Below are 26,277 nucleotides of genomic sequence, written 5' to 3'. Positions count from 1 at the left end.
CCGGATGCTTTTGAGTCACCAGGGCTGGATCGAATGATCCGCTTTGCCAAGGGGACGGCGGTTGCCAGGGGCTTGGGCCGGGGCTTCGGGATAGCAGTCTGGCGGCTGGCGTAGCGCAGGGTAACGGCGGCCCTCACTCCTTGAAGTCGGCCTTGTCCAGGCCATGTTTTTTCATCTTGTCATAAAGCGTCTTGCGGGCCAGCCCCAAGTGCAACATGGTGTCCTTGATGCTTCCCTGGCTGGCATTGAGGGCATTGACCAGGGCGGAGCGTTCAAACCCATCGGTCATTTCCGCCAGGGTCTGGCGCCCCGCTATGTCGGAAGTCCCGGAGCCGGAGCCATCCTCCAGTGCGGCAGGACCCAGGAGCACGTATCGCTCCGCCAGATTGCGGAGCTCCCGGACATTACCCGGCCAGCTGTGCTGCATCATACGGGCCGCCTGGCTGGCATCCAGAGGAATGCTTTCGCGATCATAGCGGGCCGCCGCGATGAGCACAAAATGGTGAAACAGCAGAGGTATGTCCTCCTTGCGTTGCCGCAGCGGTGGTATGTGCAGTTCCATGACATTGAGACGGTAGTAGAGATCGGGCCGGAACTCTCCTGCCTCGCTAAGCTGTTTCAGATCAGCCTTGGTAGCCGCAATGATCCGTACATCCACGTCGATGGCGGTGTTGCTGCCCAGACGCTCTACCCTCCGATCCTCAATCACCCTCAGCAGTTTCACCTGCAATGTCAGAGGCATGCTTTCCACTTCATCCAGAAACAGGGTCCCCCTGTGAGCATGCTCAAACTTCCCGATGCGGCGTTTTTCAGCGCCGGTAAAGGCGCCGGCCTCGTGGCCAAAAAGTTCGCTTTCGATCAGGCTTTCGGGAACTGCGCCGCAGTTGATGGCAACGAAATTGTGATTCCGCCTGGGACTGCTTTCATGAATATAACGAGCGACGGCGTCTTTGCCGGCTCCAGTTTCACCATGAAGGAGTATGTCAGCAGAAATGTCCAGCAACGGGTCAATGGTCGCCATAACCCGCTGCATGGCCGGAGAATCACCCAGCAGACGCGGCCCGGGTCGGGCCAGGAGTTTCAACTGGGCTTTGAGTCTCCGGTTCTCCAGTGCCAGTTGCCGTTTTTCAAGAGCCCGCTTTAGCAGCTCAATAAGCTCGTCGTGGTCAAAGGGCTTCTCTATAAAATGCCAGGCGCCCTGCTGCATGGCTGAAACGGCGGTACTGATATCCCCCTGACCGGTGAGAATGATCACCGGAATGTCACTGTCGACCCGGCCCACCGCCTGGAGCACCTCCAGCCCGTCCATACCCGGCATGTTGTAGTCACACAGAACCACCCCCCCGAAATCCCTGTCCAGGACGTCCACGGCCGTTTTCCCATCCTCATAGCAGGCCACCGGCATGTCTTCCAGCGTCAGAGTCTGGGCCATGACCTGGCGGATGTCCGGATCGTCATCAATAAAGATCACGCTGACTTGAGTCATTCAGTCTCCTCCCGCCTTTTCAGTGCCAGCACAAACTCTGCTCCGGGTCCGTCAGTTCGGTTATGACCGGTCAGATGCCCACCCAGCGCATCGACAATCTGTCGGGAAATCGACAGACCCAGGCCAAGGCCCTGCTTGACGGATTTGGTGGTAAAGAAGGGTTCAAATATCTGCTCGGTGTTTGCCGGAAGGCCAGGGCCGTTGTCCCGCACCCGACACTGCCAGAAGCCATCGTCTTTGAGGATATCGATGGTGACGGTCGGGCTGTTCGCATCCTCCACGGCCTGCACTGCATTGGCCATGAGGTTTACCAGCACCTGCTCGATCCGGATCAGGTCGCCATGGCACATCACCGGGTGATCCGGCCGATGCCACTCGACATGAATTCCCGCGCTACTGTCCTGTGCGGTAACAAGCTTGATAGCCGCATCCACCGCCAGCCTGAGATCAACCCGGGCGGGAAGGCCCTCAGACTTCCGGGCGAACACCTTGAACTGCCGGGTCAGCTCAGCCATTTTGCCGCAAAGGGCAACTATTTCCGCCAGGTTGGCATCCACCATGTCATGGTCACCCCGCTCCAGGAACCGACGACTGTTCCTGGCATAGGCCTGGATGGCCGTCAGTGGCTGATTCATCTCGTGGTTGAGGCCGGCAGACATCTGGCCCAGTACTGCCAGCTTTGCCGCCTGAATGAGTTCCTCCTGGGTTTCCTTCAATTCATTCTGGGCTTTCTCGCGCTGACGGATCTCATCCAGAAGCTGCCGGTTGGAGGCTTCCAGATCCGCTGTCCGCTCCGTGACACTGAGCTCAAGCTCTTCACCCCGGTGGGCCAGCTCGGCCTCTCGCCGATAACGTTCCCGCAGGTAAAGCCAGGTCAGGAAGCCACCCAGAAACAGTACCAGGCCTCCGGCGAGAAACTGGACGCGGGTCCAGAGCACCGGCCCTGTGCCGATCATCACCTGGAGACTCCAGTCCAGTCGGGGCAGCGGGGTGCGTACACTCAGGTACTCCCGGATACGCCCATCCACGTTCAGCCGGACACGGCGGGAATGCTCGGACACGGATATCGGCCGGTCCAGGTCGGTAATTTCCATGGCAGCGAGCTCCTGTCCGGGGTAGCGCTGCTGCAGCCTGCGCATATCCCCGGGCTGCTCACTGGGCCGAAAGTCACGATAGAGCCAGCCGCGCCGGCTGGCCAGGAAGCTGATGCCCTCATTGTCCAGCACCACCATTTCAGCCTCGGTAAAGGATCCCGGGCGTTGCCACTGGGATTCCAGCTCCCTCACCTGCACCTTGACCGCGATAACCCCCAGAAATTCATCCTGGCGATTATTTATCGGATGGGAGAAATAGAGGCCGCGAAGGTCGGAGGCCAGCCCCAGGGCAAAATAGATGGCAGACTCGCCGGTAGCTTTTGCCTCGCTGAAATACGGCCGGAAATCGTAGTTGTTCCCGACAAAACTGCTTTCCTGATCGTAATTGTTGGCGGCAATCGTCAGGCCGGCGCGATCCATCAGGTAGACATCCGAACTGCCCACGATCTCCGCCATCCGCTTCATTTCCTCGTTGGCCTGAAGAATCAGCTCATGATCTTCAGGGTTTTCCAGAGCCGCCTGCAGCAGGGGATGCTCTGCCATAAGCTCCGGCATCGGCCGGTACCGATTGAGTTCGTTCGCGATCAGCTGGCTGTAGCGGAAGGATTCCTCCAGGCTTTCCTGCTCCACCAGGCGAAAACCCACCCATCCGCCCAGTTGCCATGCCAGGCCGGCGGTCAGCAGGAAAAGTACAAATGCCTGGAATCGATAGGTCATCAGGAACCATTCATAAATAAAAGGCCGGAGGCGAGGGTAAACATTGCCGACCTGCGGGACAACCCGCGGACTTACGCCCGTGGGTTGTATTCTTCTTACGACTGACTAACCGGCGCCTGCCGCCCCCGCTGCTTCTGCAGCAGGACGGCAATGACCGCAGCCGCTATGCCGGCAATGTCGGTGTACAGACCACCTTCAATCATCAGCAGAGCAGACACCAGTAGCAGGATGCGGGTGTACCAGGCGGCCGGCTGGCTCAGGAACCAGGCCTGCACCGAGCCGGACAGCAGGTAAACCCCAAAGGTGGCCGTAACCAGGGCCCTGGCGATTTCCATTACGCTTGCATCCATCAACAGGGCACTGTTGTAGAAAAACATGAAAGGCACAATAAAGGCCGCCAGACCTATCCTGAACGAGGCCACCGAAGTTTCCATGGCATTGGCCCCGGAAATCCCTGCGGCCGCGTAGGAAGCCAGCGCCACAGGTGGCGTGATGGCTGAGACCACCGCGAAATAGAACACAAAGAAGTGAGCTGTCAGGGGCTCGATGCCAAGCTGGACCAGACCCGGTGCAACTACAGAGGCGGCCACCGCATAGGCAGCGGTGGTCGGCATGCCCATACCAAGCAGAATGGAAATCATCATCGCAAAGATAAGGGCCAGTAGCTGGCTGGTTTCCGCCACGCCAAGCAGAAGCGACGAAAACCGTGCGCCTACGCCAGTGAGAGAGATAACCCCCACGATGATACCAGCTGCCGCACAGACCACGATGATCTGGATGGCCATAATGCTGGCCTGATCAAGGGCGCGGAGAATGGCCCGGATGCCCATCTTGTGGGGTGATATCCAGCTCACCACCGCCGCGGAAACGGTGGCCAGTGTACCTGCCCGTATCACCGAATAACCCTGGAATAGCGCATAGATCAGAATAATTATGGGAATGAACAGATACACCTGCTTGATCAACTTGCGCAGCTCAGGCAGCTCGTCCTTGCGCATTCCTCGCATGCCCGTGCGGGCGGCTTCAAAGTCCACCATGAAGTAGACCGAAGCAAAATACAGGATCGCCGGGATAATGGCCGCAACAGCAATCTCGGTATAGGGAATGCCGGTTATTTCCGCCATGATGAAGGCGCCAGCGCCCATGATCGGGGGCATGATCTGTCCACCCGTGGATGCAGCTGCCTCCACCGCGCCCGCTGATTTGCGGCTGTAGCCCACCTTTTTCATCAGGGGAATGGTGAGAGAGCCGGTCGAGACCACGTTACCGGCACTGGTGCCGTTGATCATTCCCATCAGGCCAGATGCAAAGATCGACACCTTGGCTGGACCGCCCCGGGCCCGACCGGCAGCGGCGAAGGCAAAATTGACAAAGTAGTCGCCCACCTTTGAGGCCTGCAGAAAGGCCGCAAAGATAATGAACAGAATAATGTAGGTGGAAGACACTGCCGTGGTGGGGCCAAGTATGCCCGCGTCAGTATAGACCTGGCTGAAGAACCGTTGCACCGACAGGCCGGGATAACCCAGAAAGCCGGGCAGATAGGGGCCAGCGAACACGTACAGAAGGAAAATCAGGGAAATAATGACCAGGGCAAGACCGGTAAGGCGCCGGGTCAATTCCATGATCAGGCCGGTGCCCGCAATGGCCGCAAATGAAATGCCTACAGGCGCAAAAGGTGTACCGGTGCTCATGCGCATGGGGGTGTTGTAGACCACGAGAAAATAGGCCGCTGTGGCAATGGAACAGACAATAAGCACAAGATCCGGAAAGCTGAACGCGGAACGCTCACGCTGGTGAAACCAGCTGACAAGAATGCCCAGACCGGTGGCGGCAAGTAGCGGCCAGCCAAAATGCCAGGTTTCAAGCTCTGCCGGTATGCGGAGGGTGCCGGCCTGAACCATTTGGTACATGACCAGGGTCTGCCACAGGGCATAGACCGCAGGTACCAGAAGAATGAAGGCTGCCGGTGTGGTCCAGGCATGCCGGCGCTTCACCCTGTCCTCGTCAGTAAAGCGGGCACCGGAAAATACCAGATACCCCAGTATGAGCGCGCCACAGACGTGAATGATGCGAAAAGACCAGGTTTCAAGGGGTGCCACGTTCAGGGTGTAAAGATGAAAGCTGGAGTAGAGGATACCCAGAATGGAAATGGCTCTGAACATCCAGCCGGTAAAAAGACGGCGATTGGGTTCTACTGGTTCTTCGTCCACGCCCTGGACGATCACCAGATCCTCCGCATGGGCGGCTGATGGCACTTCTTTTTTGTCGTTTGTCATGACTCACCCGGGTGATACGGCGACCACTGCCACCGATTGACGTGAACAGAAAAAGAGAAGGGGCCACAGGGGCCCCCACACTGTTTACTTGATCATGCTCTCTTCGATTTTGTAGCCATTCTCGTTGAACCAGCGGGCAGCACCCGGGTGCCAGGGCAGCACGGTGTTCTTGTCGTAGTTCTCAGGCACAGTGCTGCGTGCCGCTTTGTGTATTGAAACCATCTTGTCGTTATTTTCCATGGTCAGCTTTGTGACTTCATAGACAAAGCTTTCCGGAAGGTCACAGTTGGCGATGGCAAAGTTCCACATGGACACCGCACGTGCCGGCTCGTCCAGCGAGCTGTAAGTAGCAGCTGGAATGGTGAATTCCGACACCGGGAAGTTATCAATGATTTTCTGCTGCTCTTCCTCGGTAAATTCAATGATGTTGATGTCAGTCTGAACTTCCAGCTGACTGACGGCGGGAATCGGAATACCAGCGGCAAAGGCAACAACGTCAATCAGACCGTCCTGCAACTGACCACCCAGGTCGGACCAGCTGCCGTTACGGCGTTCAAAATCCACTCCCAGGGTTTCCATCATGCGGGGAAAATAGGTGTCAGATGTGGAGCCGGAAGGGCCAAAACCGATGGTGGCGCCATCCGGAATATCGGAAATGGACGTGATGCCGGTTTTTTCCAGTGCGGTGACGGAGAAGGGCGTCTGGTACATGGGGAAAATGGCACAGACGTTATCCATCTCCATGCCTGGGGCGATTGGACTCTGGCCTTCACGTGATTCACGGGCCGGCCCCATGGTGGTGAGACCAAGTGCCAGATCGCCGGTATGCACCAGTGCCATATTCTGCATGGGGCCACCCGTAATCTCGGCACCGCCGGATACACCGAGGTTTTCCGCGACGAAGTTTGCCCAGCCGGAACCATAGGAAAAATAGGTGCCACCCTGGCTGGCAGTGCCCACCGTGAAATTGTCTGGCCACTCGGAACGGTCCTGCGCGCTGGCCACTCCGGAAACGGTAACAGAGGCAGCGACAGCCGCCATAGCGAATGCAAGGGTCTTGTTCATGTCTTACTCCAAAGATTGTCTTTGTTTTAGGTGAACGGAAGTCGGGCTGACCTTCTTGCTCCGGATCCTGCAAGCACCGGGCCAGGTTGCCCAAAGCTCTGATATCAGGGTACAGGCGCAGTCGACCAGTTCAACATATGAGCGGGAAGTTACCCATGACCTGAGCCGGATGGGTGAAAATCCACCCATTCGGCCTGATGCATCAGGCCATGAGAGGCCCGAGAAATGATGTGTGAAACGCAAGACCCTCTGCTAAAAAGCATGCCAGGAAAAGGTATTGTAAGCAGGGAAAAGCCCAAAGGATCAAGGGAGATCAGCGGGCGATATTTTTGTCCCTGGCTGGCCAGTCTGCAGCTTCTTCAGACTGGCAATAAAATCACTGAAACGCTCACCCTGAATAAGAACATGCTGCCGCATGGCGTTTTCCGCAGCCGCGGCATCCCCGGCCTCAATGGCCTTATATATATCAAGATGCTCCTGCATGGACCGGGCCATCCTGTTCCTGACCCTTAGTTGCAGGCGCCGGTATGGCTTGAGTCGCTGCTTCAGCTGCTGCACCTCTTCCGCCAGAAAGGCGTTATGACTTGCACCATAAATACACTGGTGGAAGACCTCGTTTTCATAATAATAGTCATCCGGGTCTCCCTGGCGCTGGGCGCTCACTTCACAACGATCCAGGGCGGCGCGCAACTGCACAAGCTCTTCGGTACTGATACGACGCGCAGCCAATCTGCCGCACATGCCCTCGAGCTCAGCCATAACCTCAAACATTTCAATGAGTTGATCAACTCCTATCTTGGCAACGAAGGTGCCCTTTTTGGGCACGACCACCACCAGACCGCTGGCTGTAAGTTGCTGGATAGCCTCACGAATCGGAGTCCGGGACACATTGAAGGTTTTTTCCAGGGCTTCAGGATCCAGTCGCTCCCCCGGGGCAAAGCGACCATTGATTATGTCGTTTTCAAGAGAGTCTTTCAGCCGCTGGGCACTGGAAATTTTCAAACCCTGATTCTCCTGTTGAATCAATGTTTCCTGGAATCGATTCGCTCCGATTTAGGACAAAGCAGTAGTCGATTTTTTGATCGCTCGTTTGACATCAGTATAGTCACCTATTATACATATATACATCAGCGTTGCCTGATAGATATCTTACAAAAACAATATTGGAGAAAACAATCATGAAACGCCAGCTTGCCACAGTTGCAGCCGCATCCCTCCTGTCCCTTTCCACCGCCAGCATAGCATTGGCAGATGTCACTCTGAGAGCCTCGCATCAGTTCCCGGGGGGCAAAGGCGACGTGCGTGACGAAATGGTCCAGATGATGGCCAGAGAAGTCGAGAAAGCCGATGTCGGCCTGAATATTCAGGTGTATCCCGGACAGTCGCTGTTCAAGGCAAAGGAACAATGGGGAGCCCTGGTTCGCGGCCGCCTCGACATGACCTCCCTGCCTCTCGATTACGCCAGTGGCCGGCACCCTGAGTTCTCCGCCACCTTGATGCCGGGTCTGGTCCGGAACCACGAGAGAGCGCAGCGTCTGAACGATTCCGAGTTCATGAATATGATCAAAAAGGTCATTGACGATGCCGGAGCCCGGGTACTCGCTGACGCCTGGCTGGCTGGCGGCTTTGCCTCCGATGTCCGGTGCATTACGTCACCTGATTCCGTTGAGGGCCAGACCCTTCGCGCTGCCGGCCCCGCTTTCGACGAGATGCTGGCCACCGCCGGTGCCTCGATCGCATCCATGCCCTCATCCGAAATCTATACCGCCATGCAGACCGGCGTGCTTGATGGTGCCAACACTTCTTCCGGTTCCTTCGTCTCGTATCGTATCTATGAAGTCACCACCTGTCTCACCGCGCCCGGGGACAACGCTCTGTGGTTCATGTATGAGCCAGTCCTGATTTCCGAGCAGAGCTGGAACAAGCTTGACGAAGCCCAGCAGAATGCCCTGACGGAAGCGGGCCAGAAAGCCGAAGAGTATTTCGCTGGAGAAGCGGCCTCTCTCGACCAGAAGATGGTCGATGTCTTCAAAGAGAATGGCGTAAAAGTAGTCAGCATGAGTGCCGAGAACTACCAGGCCTGGCTCGACATCGCCCAGAAGAGCTCCTACGAGACCTTCATCAAGAACGTCCCGAACGGAAAAGAGCTGATTGATGCCGCTCTGGCCGTCGAATAGTCACCAGACGCACCGCTGACTCTTATTGCCTCAACCAGATTGCCGCTCCCGGCCGGGCGGCGCCACCCATAATGCTCCGGGGAAATGATGTCGCAACCTTCTCGCTATACACCGGAACCCATAGGGCTTCCGCCAGAACCGGTAACGCCTCCTGAACCTCCAAAAGGAGGCATTGCCGGCGTCTACATTCGATGCATGGACAAAATCACGCTGGGGGCGGGCATCATTGCTGGCCTGCTTTTGATTACTGGTGTTCTCGTTGTGTGCCACATGGTGTTCTCCCGCTATGCACTGGGCCTGAGTACCACCTGGCAGACTGAATTCACGACCTTTGCCATTGCTGGTGCAATGCTGGTCGGCGCGCCCTATGTGCTGCTGACGCGAGGACACGTGGCGGTCACTGTACTACCGGATTCTCTGTCGCGCCGGCCGCGCAAGGTCATGTATCTGATAGCGTCGCTGGTGGGCCTCACCTTCTGTCTGGCCCTCGCCTACGGGTCCTGGGTCTATCAGCTGGAGGCCTGGCACGAGGGCTGGTCCACAGGCACCGTATGGAACCCTCCGCTCTGGCCCGCAATCGTTCCGATGACTATTGGCTCCACGCTTCTTTCTCTGCAGTACGTGGCAGAAATTCTTCGGGGAGAAATCTGAAATGGATCCTGTTACAAGCGGAATTCTAGTTGTCATTGCGCTGGTCGTACTGATGGCGATCGGAACCCCGATCGCTTTCGCCCTGGGCGCCGTCGCAGTCGGAGCCCTGGTTCTGGACCGGGGAATGGGAGAGCTGACTTATTTTGGTGAGACCTTCTTCGGCGCCGTGGCCTCCTTTGGCTTTGTGGCTATCCCCATGTTTATCCTGATGGGCGCGGCGGTTGCCTCATCGCCAACAGGCCGAGATCTGTATCGGTCCCTGGATCTGTGGATGGGCCGTCTTCCCGGCGGTCTGGCCATTTCCAATATTGCGGCCTGCTCGATTTTTGCAGCACTTTCCGGCTCTTCGCCAGCAACTAGTGCTGCCATCGGTAAGCTCGGAATCCCGGAAATGCGCAAGCGCGGCTACCCGGATGGGGTCGCTGCCGGCTGTATTGCCGCCGGCGGAACCCTGGGCATCCTGATTCCCCCTTCGGTTACGATGATCGTCTACGGGATTTCTACTGAGACTTCCATCGGCAGGCTGTTCATTGCCGGGGCTATACCTGGCCTCATGCTGGCAGGTCTGTTCATGGTGTGGACGCTCATCGCCTGCAAACTGGCCGGTGGCTACAACACCCCCAGTGCCATTGTGGAAGCGGCGGCCAAAGTAAAGGATAACGTGCAGGCCAATTCCCGCGCATTAATCCGGGTCATCCCCTTTCTTGTTGTGGTGGCAGGTATTCTGTTTGCGCTATACGGAGGTGTAGCGACGCCTTCGGAGGCAGCTGGCATCGGGGCATTCCTCTGTCTCGCCCTTGCCATCATAATTTATCGCATGTGGCAGGCCAAACCGCTGATCAACATCATGCGTGACGCTCTACGTGAGAGCGTTATGATCATGCTGATCATCGCCGCTGCAGAAATCTTCGCCTTCGCCCTGTCGTCACTATTCATAACTCAAACGGTAGCCGGCGGCATTGCCGACATGGAAGTCAACCGCTGGGTGTTGATGGGGGCCATCAATCTGTTCCTGCTGGTTGCGGGCTTTTTCCTGCCACCAGTTGCCGTTATTGTAATGGCCGCTCCGATACTGCTGCCGATCATTCTTGAGGCCAATTTCGACCCCTACTGGTTCGCGGTCATCCTGACCATCAACCTTGAAATCGGACTTATCACGCCCCCCGTAGGCCTGAATCTTTTCATTATCAAAGGCATCGCCCCAGACATTGCCCTGCGGGACATCCTGATGGGCAGTCTGCCTTACGCCCTGTGTATGGTCCTGGCCATCATCCTGCTGTGCATATTTCCGGAAATAGTCACCTGGCTGCCGGACCTCATCATGGGTCCGGAACTCTGATCGATTCAGCCTTACAGGCGTAAAAAGGTTGCATATATGAACATGACTTTTCTGCAGGAACTGTTTTCAAGCATTACCCAGCGCGATGCGATTCTGCGCCGCCGGGGAGGCAATCTTCAGAATGTTGATCACAATGATCTTATTGAGGCGTGCAATGCGCTGCTGCAAAGCGATGGTGAAGTATCGGGCATTACGCTGGCCGGCCGCGCCCTTGAAATCTACTCAAGGCTCCATGCCGACGAAAAACTGAGGTTTTTCGAGCAACTGGCCTCGGATTTTTCCGCTACGCCCCGAACCATCGACCTTGCCTACGAGCGATACCGCCAGAACCGCAACAGCAGGAACCTGGAACTGCTTTTCGAGGCTTGCGAGCCTAAACGCCAGGAACTGCTTCGCCGTCTGAACCTGGCCCCGGGAGGCACCCACGAAATTGTTAAAATGCGCGCTGACATGCTGGAACTGATGCAGGGTCGCCCGGATCTTCCGGCAATCAACGCCGACTTCATCCACCTGTTCTCATCCTGGTTCAACAGGGGCTTTCTGGTCCTGAAACGGATCGACTGGACCACCCCTGCCAATATCCTGGAAAAGATCATCCGCTATGAGGCGGTGCACAAGATCCAGGACTGGGGGGATCTTCGTCGTCGCCTGGATGCGCGGGATCGCCGCTGTTTCGGCTTTTTCCACCCTGCCATCGGCGACGAGCCCCTCATTTTCGTGGAAGTTGCTCTCAGTAAAGGCTTGCCCGACCAGATCCAGGTCATTCTGGCCAGCGATCGCTATGACATAGATGAGCCCGAGTCCGCCAATACCGCCGCATTTTTTGGCATTAGCAACTGCCAGACCGGGCTGCGAGGGATTTCCTTTGGCAACTTCCTGATCAAGCAGGTCGTCCAGGAGCTCAAGCAGGAACTGCCCAATCTGCGTAATTTCGTGACCCTTTCTCCCCTGCCCGGTTTCCGCAAGTGGCTCGAGGAAACCTGCACCGCAGAGTCCGGCTTCCTCACTACGGAGGCCCAGGAAACACTGAAGCATCTGGAAAATCCGGAGTGGCACCTTGACGAGGCCCTGGCCCATGAGCTGGAAGAGGTCATCAAGCCGCTTGCAGCCCGTTACCTGCTGAAAGAAAAAAATGCCAAAGGCCTGCCCCACAATCCGGTCGCCCGTTTTCATCTGGGCAATGGCGCCGAGCTGCATCGCATTAACTGGTTGGGGGACACCTCGCCCCAGGGCATGCAGCAGTCAGCAGGACTGATGGTCAACTACCTGTACGTACTGGACAACATCGAGCGCAATCACGAGCAATACGCAACTGACGGCACCATCGCATGCTCGTCGGCGATCCGGGAGCTCAGCAGGCGCGGCCGCAAGATGCTAAAGGGAGAAAACGATAAATGAATCACAATCTGTTCGAGAGCTTTGCCCGGCGCATGACAGAGCGCAAGGAGCATGATTTCATCGTCACGCCCGAAGGCCGGAACTACACCTATGGCGAGGCGCTGGAGGTGACGGCGCAACTGGCCGGAGCGCTGATTGAGCTGGGAGTAAAACCAGGCGACCGGGTCGCAGTTCAGGTGGATAAAAGCCCGGAAGCCATTCTCCTGTATCTGGCCTGCCTCCAAATGGGGGGGGTCTACCTCCCTCTGAACACCGGCTACACGGCCGGGGAGATCGGCTATTTTCTGGGCAATGCCGAGCCGACGCTGTTCGTGTGTCAGCCGGATGCCCTGGAAGTCGCCCGCGAGGTTGCCCGGGAAACTGCCTGCCCCAATGTGGAAACCCTGGGTACTGACAGCACCGGCAGCCTCATGGTTCGAGCCCGCGAGTCGGCCGCCTGCAACGGCGTTGCGGATCGTGCGAGGAACGACCTGGCTGCCATTCTCTACACGTCGGGCACTACCGGCCGTTCCAAGGGTGCCATGCTCACCCATCACAACCTGGAATCCAACTCCAGGACCCTGGCGGAGGTCTGGCGCTTCACCGAGCAGGACAGACTGATCCACGCTTTGCCGATTTTCCATACTCACGGCCTGTTTGTGGCCTGCAATGTCATTCTCATGGCCGGGGCCAGCATGCTCTTCCTGCCCCGCTTTGACGTTGATACCGTTATCGAGGCCTTCAGGGAAGGCACTACCCTGATGGGCGTGCCCACCTTTTACACCCGTCTGCTGCAGGATGACCGGCTCAGCCCGGAGCTCACCTCCAACATGCGCCTTTTTACCTCCGGCTCAGCCCCCCTGACTGCCGAAACCCACCAGGAATTCTACCGCCGCACCGGCCATGCCATCCTTGAAAGATACGGCATGACCGAAACCAACATGAATACCTCGAACCCGTACGACGGTGAGCGCATCGCTGGCACCGTGGGGCTGCCGCTACCGGGAGTTGAGATCCGGATTACCGATCCCGACACCCATACACCGCTGCCCCGTGGCGAGATCGGCATGCTGGAAGTAAGGGGGCCAAATGTATTCAGGGGATACTGGCGGATGCCGGAAAAAACCCGGGAGGAGCTGCTGGATGATGGCTTCTTCGTGACTGGGGACCTGGCGCTCCAGGATGAAAAGGAATACATCCACATTGTGGGTCGCGACAAGGATCTTGTCATATCCGGGGGATTCAACGTCTATCCGAAAGAAGTGGAGCAGGTGATCGACGAGATGGACGGAGTACTGGAGTCTGCGGTCATCGGCGTTCCTCATCCTGATTTTGGCGAGGGAGTAACTGCAGTAGTGGTGCCCGAGACGGGCGCAAGCCTGGATGAAGCCGGGGTTCTGGACGCCCTCAAGGGTCGCCTGGCCAAATACAAACAACCCAAACGGGTGTTTTTCGTCGAAAGCCTGCCTCGTAACACCATGGGCAAGGTGCAGAAAAACCAGCTTCGGGAAACTTACCGGGTGATCTATCAGGATGCCTGACCCAGCCAGAAAGGGCACGAGCTCAATGACCAGGAATAATTACAGGATCGGGCAGATTGTGCCCAGCTCCAATACGACTATGGAAACCGAAATCCCGGCCATGCTTCGCGCGCGCGAAGCCATTGCCCCGGAACGCTTTACTTTTCACTCCAGTCGGATGCGCATGAAAAAGGTAACGCGGGAGGAACTGGCGGCCATGGACGTCGAGTCGGATCGCTGTGCCCGGGAACTTTCCGATGCCGAGGTGGATGTCATCGGATACGCCTGCCTCGTGGCCATCATGAGCCAGGGCCGGGGATACCATCGCAAATCCCAACAGCGATTGCACGAGGCGACAGTCATCAACGGTTATCCCACTCCGGTGATAAGCAGCGCCGGCGCACTCACAGAGGGCCTTGAGGTGCTTGGGGCCCGGAAAGTTGCTGTTATCACCCCTTACCTGAAACCCCTCACCGCCATGGTGGTGGATTACATCGAATCCGAAGGTATCCATGTCCTTGACAGCATCTCCCTTGAAATCCGGGATAATCTGGAAGTGGGTCGCCGGGACCCGAACGCGCTGCTGGATATCGTAGAGAATCTCAAATGGCAGGGGGCTGACGCGGTCGTCCTTTCAGCCTGCGTTCAGATGCCTTCTCTGGGAGCGATACAGACGGTGGAGGACGAACTGGGAATACCGGTGGTGTCGGCCGCGACATGTACGACCTATCAGATGCTCAGGGTGCTGGGATTGCCTACCAGAGTTCCCCGGGCCGGACGGCTTCTCAGCGGTGACTTCTAAGCGGTGACTTCTAAAAGGAGGCTGAAGTGGAGCTGTGGCAGTTCATTGGAACTGCCACAGCTGGGGAGCCTTTAATGACTCCCACGTGCAATCACTCCTCGATAACAGAAACCGTATCCAGGTAGGCCTTGTCGGAAATATTCGTCCACTTTCGGATACTTTTCAGGTATTCCGCCTGGGAGGTGATTATTTCCTTCGCCAGCGGATCCTTCGCAGCGGCCTCCGCCAGGAGCTTGTCGGTAGCGTCACGAAGCGCGTCAATCACTTCCGGAGGAAAGGTTTTGGCGCTGACATTGGGATAGTCTTCTTTCATTTTGCTCCAGTTCTGGCCGCTTACATGCATGCTCTGGGCATACATGTCATAGGCTGCAGTACGCATCGCCACCCGGAGAATCTCCTGCAGATCTTCCGGCAAGTCGCTCCAGACCTTTTCGTTGATCAGGAATTGCAGCTCCGCCGCAGGTTCCTGCCATCCTGAATAGTAATATTTGGCTATCTGATGAAAACCCATGGCCAGATCCAGCGCCGGGCCTACCCACTCCAGGGCATCGATTGTGCCGCGTTCAAGGGCTGTATAAAGCTCACCTGGCGGAATGTTGGTCACCGACACGCCGAGTTCTGACATCACTTCGCCGGCAAAACCCGGAGTCCGCATCTTGATGCCTTTCAGGTCTTCCAGAGAGTTGATCTCCTTGCGAAACCAGCCACCCATCTGGTTGCCCGTATTACCTCCTGGAAAAGACAGCAGGCCGTGGGGCTGGTAGACCTTTTGCATCAGGTCCATGCCATCACCATAGTAAAACCAGGCGTACTGTTCCGAAGCGATCATGCCAAATGGAACGGTTGTAAAGAACATTGCATTGGGGATCTTGCCCTTGTAGTAGTACGACGCGGTATGACCCATGTCGTACTGGCCGGCTTTGACCATGTCAAAGATGCCGAAGGGTGCCTTGTGCTTGTTGGACGAATCAACTGTGATCTTCAGGCGGCCAGCAGACATTTTTTCAGCCATGGCCGCCATGCTGCGGGAGGTTTCACCAAGGATGGGGTAATTCGGACCCCAGGTTTCCGCCATTTTCAATGTGTAGGTCTTTTCCGCAAGGGCTGGCGCACTTGCGATAAGCGAGGTGACCAGTAATGCCCCCAGGGTCTTGAAGGTAGAGCGAAGTATCATTATGAGCACTCCAGAGTGAGTCTTTTTGTTTGAATCGGGCAACAGTGTGTCGGGGTGTCCGTGGCTCCGGCCGGATCAGAATAAGAAAAAGCTTGCCACACCACCCTATCCGAGCTTGTTCGCGCCGAATGACGCTATAGAATGGTGCACTGAATTCTTTATGGAAGAAAGCTCTAATGATCGAAAGCACCCTTGAACGAGCCATGTACGCCAGCCGCTGGATTCTGGCGCCCATATACTTTGGCCTGAGCCTCGTGCTGCTCGCTCTGGCCATCAAGTTTTTCCAGGAAGTCTTTCATGTCCTGCCCAGCGTGTTCAGCATCCCCGAATCAGACCTGATCCTACTGGTTCTGACCCTGATCGACATTGCCCTGGTAGGTGGGCTGCTGGTCATGGTGATGTTCTCGGGGTACGAGAACTTTGTGTCAAAACTGGATATCGGCACCGATGAAAAGCTGAGCTGGCTGGGCAAGGTGGACACCACCAGCCTGAAAAACAAGGTGGCAGCCTCCATTGTGGCGATTTCCTCGATCCATCTGCTCAAGGTGTTCATGAACGTGGAAAAAATCAATAACGACAAGATCCTATGGTACGTCCTGATTCACCTGACTTTTGTGGCATCTGCTTTCGCCATGGGGTGGCTGGATCATATGACCAGAAAAAAGGAGCCCGTCTGAAAACCCGCACTGGCTCAGAGGTATTCCAGCAGGAAACGCTCGATGTCGAATACGTGAGGGTCATGGTCACCCAGTGACCTGATCGCGTCAGCCAGCCTGAGCAGGTATTCGCGGTTGGGGCCGCTGGGACCACAGGAGCGGGCAATCTGGGCGGCGATTTCCCGCTCGGGCGCCGCGCCCAGAAACGCCGCGTTGTCCGACGCGGCTATGTAAACCAGACCCTCCGCCCGGCTGCCATCGCCGAAGTGCAGCGGCGTCATGAATCGCAGGTAGCCATTCTTTTCCCGGAAATCCAGGTGGGCAAATACATCGGGCGAAACCCGGTAGGCCATTCCCCTGCAACAGGCACCCGCTTGTTCAATCAGCGTAACCACGCGGCCCGGCGCTTCCGGTGTGCCGCGATGGTCGCAGGAGCCCTGCCAGAAACGCCGCGACCAGCCTTCGATGCTGGCCTCACGCCGGTCGAGGAAGGGAAAATCCGCCTTGAAAATCAGCGACCCGTACCCAAACAGCCAGACCGGCTTGCCGGCTTCCAGCGGGTAGCGCCGGCGGTTGATTTCGATGGTATTGGCTGTCATGACTCCACTGGTGTCCGATTACCGTCTGCCTGTTAATCTACTCGAAGGCCGCGGCAATGACATCCCTGTAGTTACGGATGCGGGTGACGTAATGAACCGGCTCATAACCCCGGGCATAGCCATACCGAAGGTTGGGGTAATAACGGTCATCCGCCAGCAGGGGCAGCACCTGACTCATGTCAGCCCAGGAATCCGGATTTTTTCCCAGATCACGCGCCAGCTGGCGGGCATCCAGCAGATGGCCGCGCCCCACGTTGTAGCTCGCCAGAGCCAGAAAGGTCCGGTCCGGCTCCGGGATTGACTCCGGCAGGCGACGGTGACGGTCCGCCAGGTACCGGGAGCCACCGTCTATGGCCTGCACCGGGTCCAGGCGGTTCTCCACACCCAGGGATTCGGCCGTCCGCCGGGTCAGCATCATGATACCCCGGACGCCGGTGGGGCTCCTGGCCTTCGGATCCCAGTGGGACTCCTGATAAGAGAGGGCTGCCAGAAGGTCTGCAGGCATGCCCGTGCGCTCAGCGGCGGCCTCGAATTCATCGATGAACCCGGGCAGACGGTCATTGATCCGACGATTCAGTGCACGCAGATCCACGTAATCGAATTCACCGATGTACGAATAGTGACGCTCTTCCATCCGGCCCATCGCGTCGTCGCCCTCCTGACTGTTCATCCAGCTGCGAACATTCTGGGCGAGCTGATCCGAGCCCGCCGGCAGGTACCAGCCCAGGTTCTGGCCCCCGGTCAGATTCATGGCCACGTCCAGCTCATGCATGTAACGCCGGTTGACCTGAACAATATTGGAGTCCCCCACGGTGCAATCCAGCTCTCCCCGCGCAACCTGGCCCAGCAGTATCTCTGTGCTGCGCACGGAGTCCTCCTCAAAAGTCAGATTTTGATGCTCCAGGGCAAGCTGCGACAGGGTTTCGGCATAACTTGAATCTGCAGTGACCCGGATACCCACCTCTGTAAGCTGTTCCAGGTTACGGGGCAGAGGTCGCATTTCACGGTGACAGACCAGTTGCTGAGTGATCTCAGTATGGGCGGGGCCTCTGACAAATCGCTCAGTGCGAGAGGGCAGATGGGTCAGTCCGGCCGCCGCCAGATGGACCTCGCCAGACTCCAGCACCTCCAGCACGGCGGATGTAGAGTTGAGCACCTGCCATTCCACCTCCAGGCCCTGATGTTCGGCATAGGCCGAAACCAGATCGTATTCGGGGCCGGCGGGCTGTTCATGGCGATTCAGGTAGTAGGTTGTTGAGCCGTTGCGGGTAACCACCTTGAGCACACCACTTTCCGCAGGAGGTAGCGGATTCGGAAGTTGCTCCTGCGGGGAACCCGGCCCCGGCCCGGCATTGCCATTTCCACAACCTGCGACCAGAACGGCCGCCGCCAGCGCGATCGACACCTGAACGAGTGCTCTCATGGGTCCCTGCTCCCTGACGGATCTCCCGTAAGTTTAGTACACAAAAGATACGGGGGAGAGCCGGATGTGGACCTCAGGACGGCAGAGTGACTGCCGGACTGCACCGGACGGCGTATGGTCAGGACATGATTTCGCAGGGCGCCGGGTCTGACCAGGCCACTCTCACCCCTGCGTATGCTTGGGCTGATACGAGCCCGCATCCACCCGGGGGCGACCCTGCTCTGCTTCGGGTACCGGCTCACACTCCTCCAGGGATTCCATGCAGCGGCGCGTCAGGCGCTGGTATTCCTTGGTACCTTTCTTCTTCCAGTCAATTTCCTTCTCGCTCAGCATTCTGAGGACCTTGGCGGGACTGCCTACGATCAGGGAGCCGGGTTCGCACTGGAAGCACGCCTTGACCAACGCCCCGGCGCCGACAATGGAACGGGGCGCAATATGGGCCTCGTCCATGACCACTGCGTTCATGCCTACCATGGCATCTTCACCCACCACACAGCCGTGAAGCACGGCGCCATGGCCCACATGGCCATTCTTTTCAATCACTGTGTCCATGCCGGGGAAGGCGTGCATCACACAGGTGTCCTGGATATTTGAACCTTCCTTGAGAATAACCCGCCCAAAATCGCCCCGGAGTGAGGCCGCGGGACCCACATAACAGTCGGGACCAATCCAGACATCGCCAATCAGAATGGCGGTTGGATGAACATAGGCGGACGGATGAACTACCGGAATCACGCCTTCGATACGGTAACTGGGCATAACATTCTCCTGCAGGCAAGAAGCCATGGCTGCGAACCACCCGGTACGCACGGCTCATGTAAAGGGAACTCAAATAATAACCCGGGTTGGTTTTCTGTATCACATTATAGGTTCGGGGATCGTATTTCATATTTTTCGTGCCGGATCCGCGCAAATTGACTACCACGACTGCAGCCAGACAATACACGGCTGACATTAATTACTGGATATCATGTATATGGGCGCCGATCCTTTCGACTTTCGTCCGATGTGATACATAATCCTGCCTTTTCAGGCCTTGACGAGTATCAATTGTTATATATACTAAATTTTCACATTCAGCCCGTCGGCGCCACGCCAAAAGCCTCGCCAGACAAGGAGAACCGGTCCAGGCCGGCTTTCGACCACGGACACCTGGCGGACTATTCATACACGAGCACCGGCCCGCCACACAGTTCAACCGCCGCTCATCAGCCAATTCGCAAAAGGATAACGCCATGACTCAGCCGAGCATTCTTCTGGAAATCGATCAGGGCGTGGCGACACTGACCCTGAATCGCCCGGACAACCTGAACAGCTTCAATATCGAGATGCACGAGCGGATGCGCTCTTCCATCAGGCAGGTTCGGGAAGATTCCTCGGTTAGAGTGCTGGTCATTACCGGTTCCGGCAGAGGCTTCTGCGCCGGCCAGGATCTTTCAGACCGGAGCGTCGTACCCGGTCAGGAGGCACCCGATCTGGGCGCCTCTCTTGAAAACTACTACAACCCGCTGATGCGCAGCCTGCGGGACCTGCCCATGCCGGTTGTATGTGCCGTGAACGGCGTCGCCGCCGGGGCAGGAGCCAATATCGCACTGGCCTGCGATATTACTCTGGCAGCTCGCTCGGCCAGCTTTGTGCAGGCCTTCTGCAAGCTGGGACTGGTTCCGGATTCCGGCGGCACCTGGACCCTGCCCAGGGTAGCCGGCATGGCCCGCGCCAAGGGCATGGCCCTGCTGGGCGACAAAATCAGCGCCGAGCAGGCGGAAAGCTGGGGCATGATCTGGCGCTGTGTCGACAACGACCAGCTGATGGACGAAGCCATGAAGCTGGCACGTCATTTCGCCACCCAGCCCACCAAAGGCCTGGCGCTGATCAAACGGGCCCTCCACGCCAGCGCCAACAATACCTTCGAGGAACAGATCAACCTTGAAAGGGATCTGCAGCGGGAAGCTGGCCAGAGCGAAGACTATCGCGAAGGCGTTGCGGCCTTCATGGAGAAGCGCACCCCCACCTTCAGAGGGAAGTGAAAAAATGCAGGCACTTGATATCCAGATCAACATTGCGGTCATCGGGGCCGGCGCCATGGGAGCCGGCATAGCCCAGGTAGCGGCCCAGGCTGGCCATCGGGTTTACCTGCACGACCAGCGTGACGCCGCCGCCGATAGCGGGCGTGACAGCGTTGCCAAACAGCTTCAGCGCCGTGTGGATAAAGCCAAAATGACCCAGCAGGAAGCTGACGACATCGTGGGACGGATCCGCCCGGTCAGCGAATTGTCCGAAGTTGCCGATGCCGGCCTGGTAATCGAAGCCATCGTCGAGGATCTCAGCATCAAGCGCACGCTGCTGGCGGAACTCGAAAGACTGTGCGGCCAGCAGACCATCCTGGCATCCAACACCTCCTCTATTTCCATTACCGCGCTGGCAGCGGAGCTCGAGCATCCTGAACGTGTGGTGGGCATGCACTTTTTCAATCCGGCGCCACTTATGGCCCTGGTTGAGGTAGTAAAGGGCCTTGCCACCTCCAGCCGGGTCGCGGAAATCATACATGCCACTGCTGCTAACTGGGGCAAGACGCCGGTTTTCGCCACCTCTACTCCCGGCTTCATCGTTAACCGGGTGGCACGGCCGTTTTACGCCGAAGCTCTGCGGCTGCTGCAGGAAAAAGCTACGGACGCACCCACTCTGGATGCGCTCCTGCGAGAGGCGGGGGGGTTCCGAATGGGGCCCTTCGAGCTCACCGACCTTATTGGCCACGACGTCAATTATGCGGTGACCTGCTCGGTGTTCAATTCCTATTACCAGGATCCCCGTTTCCTGCCCTCTCTCATCCAGAAAGAGCTGGTGGAGGCCGGGCGGCTGGGCCGCAAGAGCGGCCAGGGTTTTTACGACTACAGCGGGGGCGTGGACAAGCCGCTTCCCAGGACCGAACCTGCATGCAAAAGCGGCAGCACCCCGGTGATCGTGGAAGGCAAACTGGGTCCGGCAGAGCCTTTACTTGATCGCATTCGCGAGACCGACGTGGAAATCATCGAACGGGACGGCCCGGGTCAGTTGCGATTCGGTGAAGCGGTTCTTGCCCTGACGGACGGACGCATGGCGACGGAAAGGGCTGCTGCCGACGGTGTATTTAACCTGGCGGTTTTCGATCTGGCCTTTGACTACTCAAAAGTCACGAGACTGGCAATCGCCATGGCCGACCAGGCCACAGATCGCGCCACCTCCGATGCCTGCGCGCTGATCCAGAGAGCCGGCATTGCGGTCAGCCTGCTGGAAGATCGTCCGGGCCTGGTGGTTATGCGGACGGTTGCCATGCTGGCGAATGAGGCCGCCGACGCTGCCCTTCAGGGCGTGGCCACGCCATCCGACATTGACCTGGCGATGAAAGCCGGGCTGAACTATCCGGAGGGGCCGCTGCGCTGGAGCGACCGCCTTGGCGCTGGTCGCGTCTTCCAGGTTCTGCGAAACCTCCAGGACAGCTACGGCGAAGACCGATACCGGCCTTCCCTGCTGCTGAGGAAAAATCATTTTGCCGAAAGGAAGTTCTACTCATGACCGATCCTGACGCCCAGAAGCTGGCGGAAGAATGCGCCAACGCCATGTTCGCCCGCGACCAGGCGAGCCAGCACCTGGGGATGGAAATTGTTTCTGTTTCGCCGGGCAAAGCGGTCCTCACGATGACCGTCACTGAGCAGATGATCCAGGGTCACGGCTCCTGCCACGGCGGCTATCTGTTCACCCTGTCCGATTCCGCCTTCGCCTTTGCCTGCAACAGTTACGACAAGGCGACCGTGGCCTCAGGCTGCAGCATAGATTACATGTACGGAGCGAAGGTCGGGGACAAGCTGACCGCCACCGCGGAAGAGCAGTCTCGCGGTGGCCGCACCGGCATCTACGACATCACCCTGACCAATCAGGACGGCCGCACTGTGGCCCTGTTTCGCGGCCGGTCCTATCAGGTTCGTGGCAGCGTTCGTAATCTGGAGGAAAGTTAATGAGTGCAGATAACCGCTTGCAAGACGCCTACATCGTGGATGCGATCCGCACGCCCATCGGCCGCTACGGCGGTGCACTGGCGCCGATCCGTGCAGATGATCTTGGCGCCGTACCCATCAAGGCGCTGATGGATCGCCAGCCGGGCGTGGACTGGTCAAAGATCGATGACGTCTACTACGGCTGTGCCAATCAGGCTGGTGAAGACAACCGCGATGTGGCCCGGATGTCGCTGCTACTGGCCGGGCTGCCCGTCGACGTGCCTGGCAGCACGATTAACCGGCTCTGCGGTTCTGGAATGGATGCAGTGGGCAGTGCTGCCCGCGCCATCCGCACCGGCGAAACCCAGTTGATGATCGCGGGCGGTGTGGAATCCATGACTCGTGCGCCTTTTGTGATGGGCAAGGCAGACCAGCCCTTCAGCCGCAAGGCCGAGATCTTTGACACCACCATCGGCTGGCGTTTTGTAAACCCATTGCTCAAGAAGCAGTACGGGATCGACTCCATGCCGGAGACGGCCGAAAATGTCGCTGCCGATTTCGGCGTCTCGCGGCAAGATCAGGATGCCTTTGCCCTGCGCAGCCAGCAACGCACGGCAGCAGCCCAGAAAAACGGCCGCATGGCCCGGGAAATCACGCCGGTGTCAGTGCCCCGGCGCAAGCAGGACCCATTAATCATTGATACTGATGAACATCCCCGGGAAACCAGCCTGGAGCAACTGGCCAAACTGCCCACTCCGTTCCGGGAAAATGGCACCGTCACCGCAGGCAATGCTTCCGGGGTCAATGATGGCGCCTGTGCCCTGCTGCTTGCCAGCAGCGCGGCACTCAAGCAATACGCCCTGAAGCCCCGGGCGCGGGTGATCGCCATGGCCACCGCGGGAGTCGAGCCTCGCATCATGGGCATGGGGCCTGCGCCGGCAACCCGCAAGGTGCTCGAAGTTGCCGGTCTTAAACTTGAGGACATGGATGTTATCGAACTGAATGAAGCCTTCGCTGCTCAAGCGTTGGCGGTATTGCGGGATCTCGGCCTCCCGGACGATGCCGAGCACGTTAACCCGAATGGCGGTGGCATCGCCCTGGGCCATCCTCTGGGCATGAGCGGTGCCCGTCTTGTGACCACCGCGGTCAATGATCTGGAGCGACGTCACCAGGAAGGCCTGCCGGCCCGGTATGCCCTTTGCACCATGTGCATTGGCGTGGGCCAGGGCATTGCATTGATCATCGAGCGGGTGGAATCTCCACTCTGACGGCACCAGAAAACCATGGGGCATCCCAGGGCAACAAAAACAGAGCAGGACAGACCGATGACATTACCCTTGAAGAAAATTGGCAAACTTGACCGTATGGAGACGGCCAGCATTGATGAGCTGAGGCATGAGCAACTCCAGCGGCTGCGCTGGAGCCTGACACATGCTTACACCAACGTTCCGTTTTACCGGAAGGCGTTTGATGACATCGATCTGAAGCCGATGCACATAAACTCCCTTGAGGACCTCGCCAAAGTCCCGTTCACCACCAAAAGCGATCTGAGGGACAACTACCCCTTCGGCATGTTCGCGACCCCCATGAAAGACGTCGTTCGAGTCCACGCGTCCAGCGGCACCACGGGCAAACCCACGGTGGTGGGCTATACCCAGGGCGACATCAACACCTGGGCTGATATCGTCGCCCGTTCCATTCGGGCTGGTGGCGGGCATGCCGGCGACAAGGTTCATATTGCATACGGCTATGGCCTTTTTACCGGCGGGCTCGGTGCTCATTATGGGGCGGAGCGCCTCGGCTGTACGGTTATTCCCATGTCGGGCGGGCAGACAGAGAAGCAGGTTCAGCTTATCCACGATTTCGAGCCAGACATCATCATGGTGACGCCTTCCTATATGCTCAACATTGCGGACGAAATGGACCGCCAGGGCATGGACCCGCATAAACTGCCGCTGCGTTTGGGCATCTTCGGCGCCGAACCCTGGACCAACAGCATGCGCACTGAGCTGGAAGAGCGTCTGGGCATCCAGGCACTGGATATCTATGGGCTTTCTGAAGTGATGGGGCCGGGCGTTGGCATGGAATGCGCCGAAACCAAGGACGGCCCAACCATCTGGGAAGATCATTTCTACCCGGAGATCATCGACCCGAACACGGGGGAAGTATTGCCAGACGGCGAATACGGCGAACTGGTGTTTACTTCTCTGACCAAAGTGGCGCTGCCGATCCTGCGTTATCGCACCCGGGATCTGACCAGGCTACTGCCGGGTACGGCCCGACCCATGCGGCGGATAGACCGGATCACCGGACGCAGTGATGACATGCTGATTATCCGCGGGGTCAATGTCTTCCCGAGTCAGATCGAAGAACAGGTCCTGAAGGTAGAAGAACTTGCCCCCCACTATGAAATCGAGGTTTACAAGGAAGGCAACCTGGATCACGTCACTGTGCGTGTTGAGCTGACCCAGAGCCAGGAACAGGAAGGCCGGGAGCGGACGGCCAAGACGCTGTCCCATCACATCAAGTCCTATATTGGTATCAGCACTCGCATTGAGGTGCTTGATCCCGGCAGCCTGGCCCGCTCTGAGGGCAAGGCCAAACGGGTGTTCGACCGTCGCAAATAACTTCCTTCCCCCCTGAACCCGCCCTGCGCCACTGCATGGCGGGTCCTGCTCTCTCCGCTCCGGAAACACCTTCAAAAATATCGATTAATTTTTCATTCTTCTTCTTTCAGGCCTCCCCGTAGATCACGTCACCGTACTATTTGTTATTTAATATCAGCACACTGGAAAACACCGAAGCTTCAAAAAAAGATAACATGACACACAATTTTCGTCCTTGATATTTATTCAGTATCATATAGTATTGGTGTTACAGCACTGCATAATTTTTTGGGCAATGCTGTTTTATACACAGGGACACCATTGCCCGACCTGGAGGAAAACTATGTACGCACAAATGGTTGATACCGGCACCAAGCGACTCAAGACGATTGAGGAAATGTCGCCTGAAGAGCGGGAGTTCCAGCTCAAGGTCGACGCTGAAACCAAAATCGAACCCAAGAACTGGATGCCAGACGCCTACCGCAAGACCCTGGTTCGCCAGATTTCCCAGCATGCCCACTCGGAAGTGGTTGGGATGTTGCCTGAAGGCAACTGGGTCACCCGCGCCCCCACACTGAAGCGCAAACTCCAGTTGATGGCAAAAATCCAGGATGAGGCCGGCCACGGTCTTTACCTGTACAGCGCCATGGAAACCCTGGGCGCAGACCGGGACGAAGAGATCGACAAACTGCACAGCGGCAAGGCCAAATACTCAAGTATCTTCAACTACCCGACCCTGAACTGGGCTGATATGGGTGCCGTTGGCTGGCTGGTGGATGGCGCAGCCATCGTCAACCAGGTGGTGTTGCAGCGCACCTCCTACGGCCCCTATTCCCGGGCCATGGTCCGTATCTGCAAGGAAGAGAGCTTCCACCAGCGCCAGGGCTACCAGATCCTGCTGGACATGATGCGTGAAGGCACGCAGGAGCAGAAGGACATGGTTCAGGATGCCATCGACCGGCTGTGGTGGCCGGCGCTGATGATGTTCGGCCCCCATGATGATCAGTCTCCAAACACGGTTCAGTCCATGGCGTGGAAAATCAAGCGCAAGGGCAATGACGAACTGCGTCAGATGTTCATTGATCAGACCATTCCGCAGCTGGAACTCCTTGGCTGCACCGTGCCCGATCCGGATCTGAAGTGGAACGAAGAGCGCGGTCACTATGATTTTGGCGAGATCAACTGGCAGGAATTCTATGACGTGCTGAAGGGCAATGGCCCATGTAATCGCGAGCGTATCAGCACCCGCAAGAAAGCCATCGAAGGGGGCGCCTGGGTACGTGAAGCTGCCGTCGCCTACGCCGAAAAACAAAAGCAGCGTGCTGCAGCCTGATACCGGAGGAA

The 26,277-nt window shown here is 57.7% G+C and carries 22 protein-coding genes; 13 read left to right on the top strand and 9 right to left on the bottom strand.

All coding sequences use genetic code 11. The annotated features are described in order from the left end of the window. Positions 1-133: 133 nt before the first annotated feature. The 5 genes from LG327_RS05925 to LG327_RS05905 all read right to left on the bottom strand — a co-directional run bounded on the left by LG327_RS05925 (position 134) and on the right by LG327_RS05905 (position 7,640). The gene (locus tag LG327_RS05925) at positions 134-1,486 is read right to left on the bottom strand and encodes a sigma-54-dependent transcriptional regulator (protein ID WP_404367107.1); all 1,353 of its coding nucleotides are present in this window, start codon (positions 1,484-1,486) and stop codon (positions 134-136) included. After that, positions 1,483-3,297, bottom strand: a complete 1,815-nt coding sequence (locus tag LG327_RS05920) for an ATP-binding protein (protein ID WP_404367105.1) — start codon at positions 3,295-3,297, stop codon at positions 1,483-1,485. Before LG327_RS05920 ends, LG327_RS05925 begins: the two co-directional genes overlap by 4 nt. A 95-nt stretch (positions 3,298-3,392) precedes the next feature. Continuing rightward, positions 3,393-5,573 (bottom strand): TRAP transporter permease, encoded by a 2,181-nt coding sequence (locus LG327_RS05915; protein ID WP_404367102.1) that lies wholly within the window; start codon positions 5,571-5,573, stop codon positions 3,393-3,395. A gap of 84 nt (positions 5,574-5,657) precedes the next feature. Continuing rightward, a complete protein-coding gene (locus LG327_RS05910; RefSeq protein WP_404369253.1) occupies positions 5,658-6,614 on the bottom strand; it encodes a TAXI family TRAP transporter solute-binding subunit in 957 nt (318 codons plus the stop codon). 327 nt (positions 6,615-6,941) lie between these two features. Then, a complete protein-coding gene (locus LG327_RS05905) occupies positions 6,942-7,640 on the bottom strand; it encodes a GntR family transcriptional regulator (RefSeq protein ID WP_404367099.1) in 699 nt (232 codons plus the stop codon). A 176-nt stretch (positions 7,641-7,816) separates the two neighbouring features. Here LG327_RS05905 and dctP point away from each other — a divergent pair, with 176 nt between their 5' ends. The 6 genes from dctP to LG327_RS05875 all read left to right on the top strand — a co-directional run bounded on the left by dctP (position 7,817) and on the right by LG327_RS05875 (position 14,504). Further along, positions 7,817-8,815 carry a TRAP transporter substrate-binding protein DctP gene (gene dctP / locus LG327_RS05900; RefSeq protein WP_404367097.1) on the top strand — a complete coding sequence of 333 codons (999 nt, stop codon included), beginning with the start codon at positions 7,817-7,819 and terminating at the stop codon, positions 8,813-8,815. Between the two features lie 195 nt (positions 8,816-9,010). Beyond that, positions 9,011-9,466 carry a TRAP transporter small permease subunit gene (locus LG327_RS05895; protein WP_404367094.1) on the top strand — a complete coding sequence of 152 codons (456 nt, stop codon included), beginning with the start codon at positions 9,011-9,013 and terminating at the stop codon, positions 9,464-9,466. A 1-nt stretch (position 9,467) separates the two neighbouring features. Beyond that, entirely contained in the window at positions 9,468-10,805 is a 1,338-nt protein-coding gene (locus LG327_RS05890; RefSeq protein WP_404367091.1) for a TRAP transporter large permease, read from the top strand. Between the two features lie 36 nt (positions 10,806-10,841). Next, the gene (locus LG327_RS05885) at positions 10,842-12,203 is read left to right on the top strand and encodes a malonyl-CoA decarboxylase (protein ID WP_404367088.1); all 1,362 of its coding nucleotides are present in this window, start codon (positions 10,842-10,844) and stop codon (positions 12,201-12,203) included. Then, a complete protein-coding gene (locus tag LG327_RS05880) occupies positions 12,200-13,723 on the top strand; it encodes a malonyl-CoA synthase (RefSeq protein ID WP_404367085.1) in 1,524 nt (507 codons plus the stop codon). The genes LG327_RS05885 and LG327_RS05880 overlap by 4 nt, the downstream gene beginning before the upstream one ends. Positions 13,724-13,748: 25 nt before the next feature. After that, positions 13,749-14,504, top strand: coding sequence for an Asp/Glu racemase (locus LG327_RS05875; protein WP_404367082.1), 756 nt, complete (start codon positions 13,749-13,751; stop codon positions 14,502-14,504). Positions 14,505-14,595: 91 nt separating this feature from the next. On the opposite strand, the gene LG327_RS05870 is transcribed toward LG327_RS05875, so the two are convergent. Beyond that, positions 14,596-15,678 (bottom strand): TRAP transporter substrate-binding protein, encoded by a 1,083-nt coding sequence (locus tag LG327_RS05870; protein ID WP_404367080.1) that lies wholly within the window; start codon positions 15,676-15,678, stop codon positions 14,596-14,598. A gap of 179 nt (positions 15,679-15,857) precedes the next feature. On the opposite strand from LG327_RS05870, the gene LG327_RS05865 reads away from it, so the two are divergent. Further along, positions 15,858-16,355, top strand: coding sequence for a TIGR00645 family protein (locus LG327_RS05865; protein WP_404369250.1), 498 nt, complete (start codon positions 15,858-15,860; stop codon positions 16,353-16,355). Positions 16,356-16,369: 14 nt separating this feature from the next. On the opposite strand, the gene LG327_RS05860 is transcribed toward LG327_RS05865, so the two are convergent. The 3 genes from LG327_RS05860 to LG327_RS05850 form a co-directional block, all read right to left on the bottom strand. Next, complete coding sequence (locus tag LG327_RS05860) at positions 16,370-16,933, bottom strand: gamma-glutamylcyclotransferase (RefSeq protein WP_404367077.1); 564 nt, start codon at positions 16,931-16,933, stop codon at positions 16,370-16,372. A 37-nt stretch (positions 16,934-16,970) separates the two neighbouring features. Then, positions 16,971-18,356 carry a membrane-bound lytic murein transglycosylase MltF gene (mltF, locus tag LG327_RS05855; protein WP_404367074.1) on the bottom strand — a complete coding sequence of 462 codons (1,386 nt, stop codon included), beginning with the start codon at positions 18,354-18,356 and terminating at the stop codon, positions 16,971-16,973. 162 nt (positions 18,357-18,518) lie between these two features. After that, the gene (locus tag LG327_RS05850) at positions 18,519-19,115 is read right to left on the bottom strand and encodes a phenylacetic acid degradation protein PaaY (RefSeq protein WP_404367070.1); all 597 of its coding nucleotides are present in this window, start codon (positions 19,113-19,115) and stop codon (positions 18,519-18,521) included. A 476-nt stretch (positions 19,116-19,591) separates the two neighbouring features. Here LG327_RS05850 and paaG point away from each other — a divergent pair, with 476 nt between their 5' ends. The 6 genes from paaG to paaA all read left to right on the top strand — a co-directional run bounded on the left by paaG (position 19,592) and on the right by paaA (position 26,266). Further along, positions 19,592-20,383, top strand: a complete 792-nt coding sequence (paaG, locus tag LG327_RS05845; RefSeq protein WP_404367068.1) for a 2-(1,2-epoxy-1,2-dihydrophenyl)acetyl-CoA isomerase PaaG — start codon at positions 19,592-19,594, stop codon at positions 20,381-20,383. A gap of 4 nt (positions 20,384-20,387) precedes the next feature. Beyond that, a complete protein-coding gene (gene paaH, locus LG327_RS05840) occupies positions 20,388-21,908 on the top strand; it encodes a 3-hydroxyacyl-CoA dehydrogenase PaaH (protein ID WP_404367065.1) in 1,521 nt (506 codons plus the stop codon). Next, positions 21,905-22,348 carry a hydroxyphenylacetyl-CoA thioesterase PaaI gene (gene paaI, locus LG327_RS05835; protein WP_404367062.1) on the top strand — a complete coding sequence of 148 codons (444 nt, stop codon included), beginning with the start codon at positions 21,905-21,907 and terminating at the stop codon, positions 22,346-22,348. Before paaH ends, paaI begins: the two co-directional genes overlap by 4 nt. Positions 22,349-22,365: 17 nt before the next feature. Further along, positions 22,366-23,595 carry a 3-oxoadipyl-CoA thiolase gene (gene pcaF, locus LG327_RS05830; protein WP_404369247.1) on the top strand — a complete coding sequence of 410 codons (1,230 nt, stop codon included), beginning with the start codon at positions 22,366-22,368 and terminating at the stop codon, positions 23,593-23,595. Positions 23,596-23,652: 57 nt separating this feature from the next. After that, on the top strand, positions 23,653-24,954 hold the full coding sequence (gene paaK, locus LG327_RS05825; RefSeq protein WP_404367059.1) for a phenylacetate--CoA ligase PaaK: 1,302 nt from the start codon (positions 23,653-23,655) through the stop codon (positions 24,952-24,954). A gap of 322 nt (positions 24,955-25,276) precedes the next feature. Continuing rightward, a complete protein-coding gene (gene paaA / locus LG327_RS05820; RefSeq protein WP_404367056.1) occupies positions 25,277-26,266 on the top strand; it encodes a 1,2-phenylacetyl-CoA epoxidase subunit PaaA in 990 nt (329 codons plus the stop codon). Positions 26,267-26,277 lie beyond the last annotated feature (11 nt).

It is taken from the genome of Marinobacter sp. (assembly GCF_044799475.1).
Classification (GTDB): domain Bacteria; phylum Pseudomonadota; class Gammaproteobacteria; order Pseudomonadales; family Oleiphilaceae; genus Marinobacter.
This window is presented reverse-complemented; position numbering and strand designations above follow the sequence as displayed.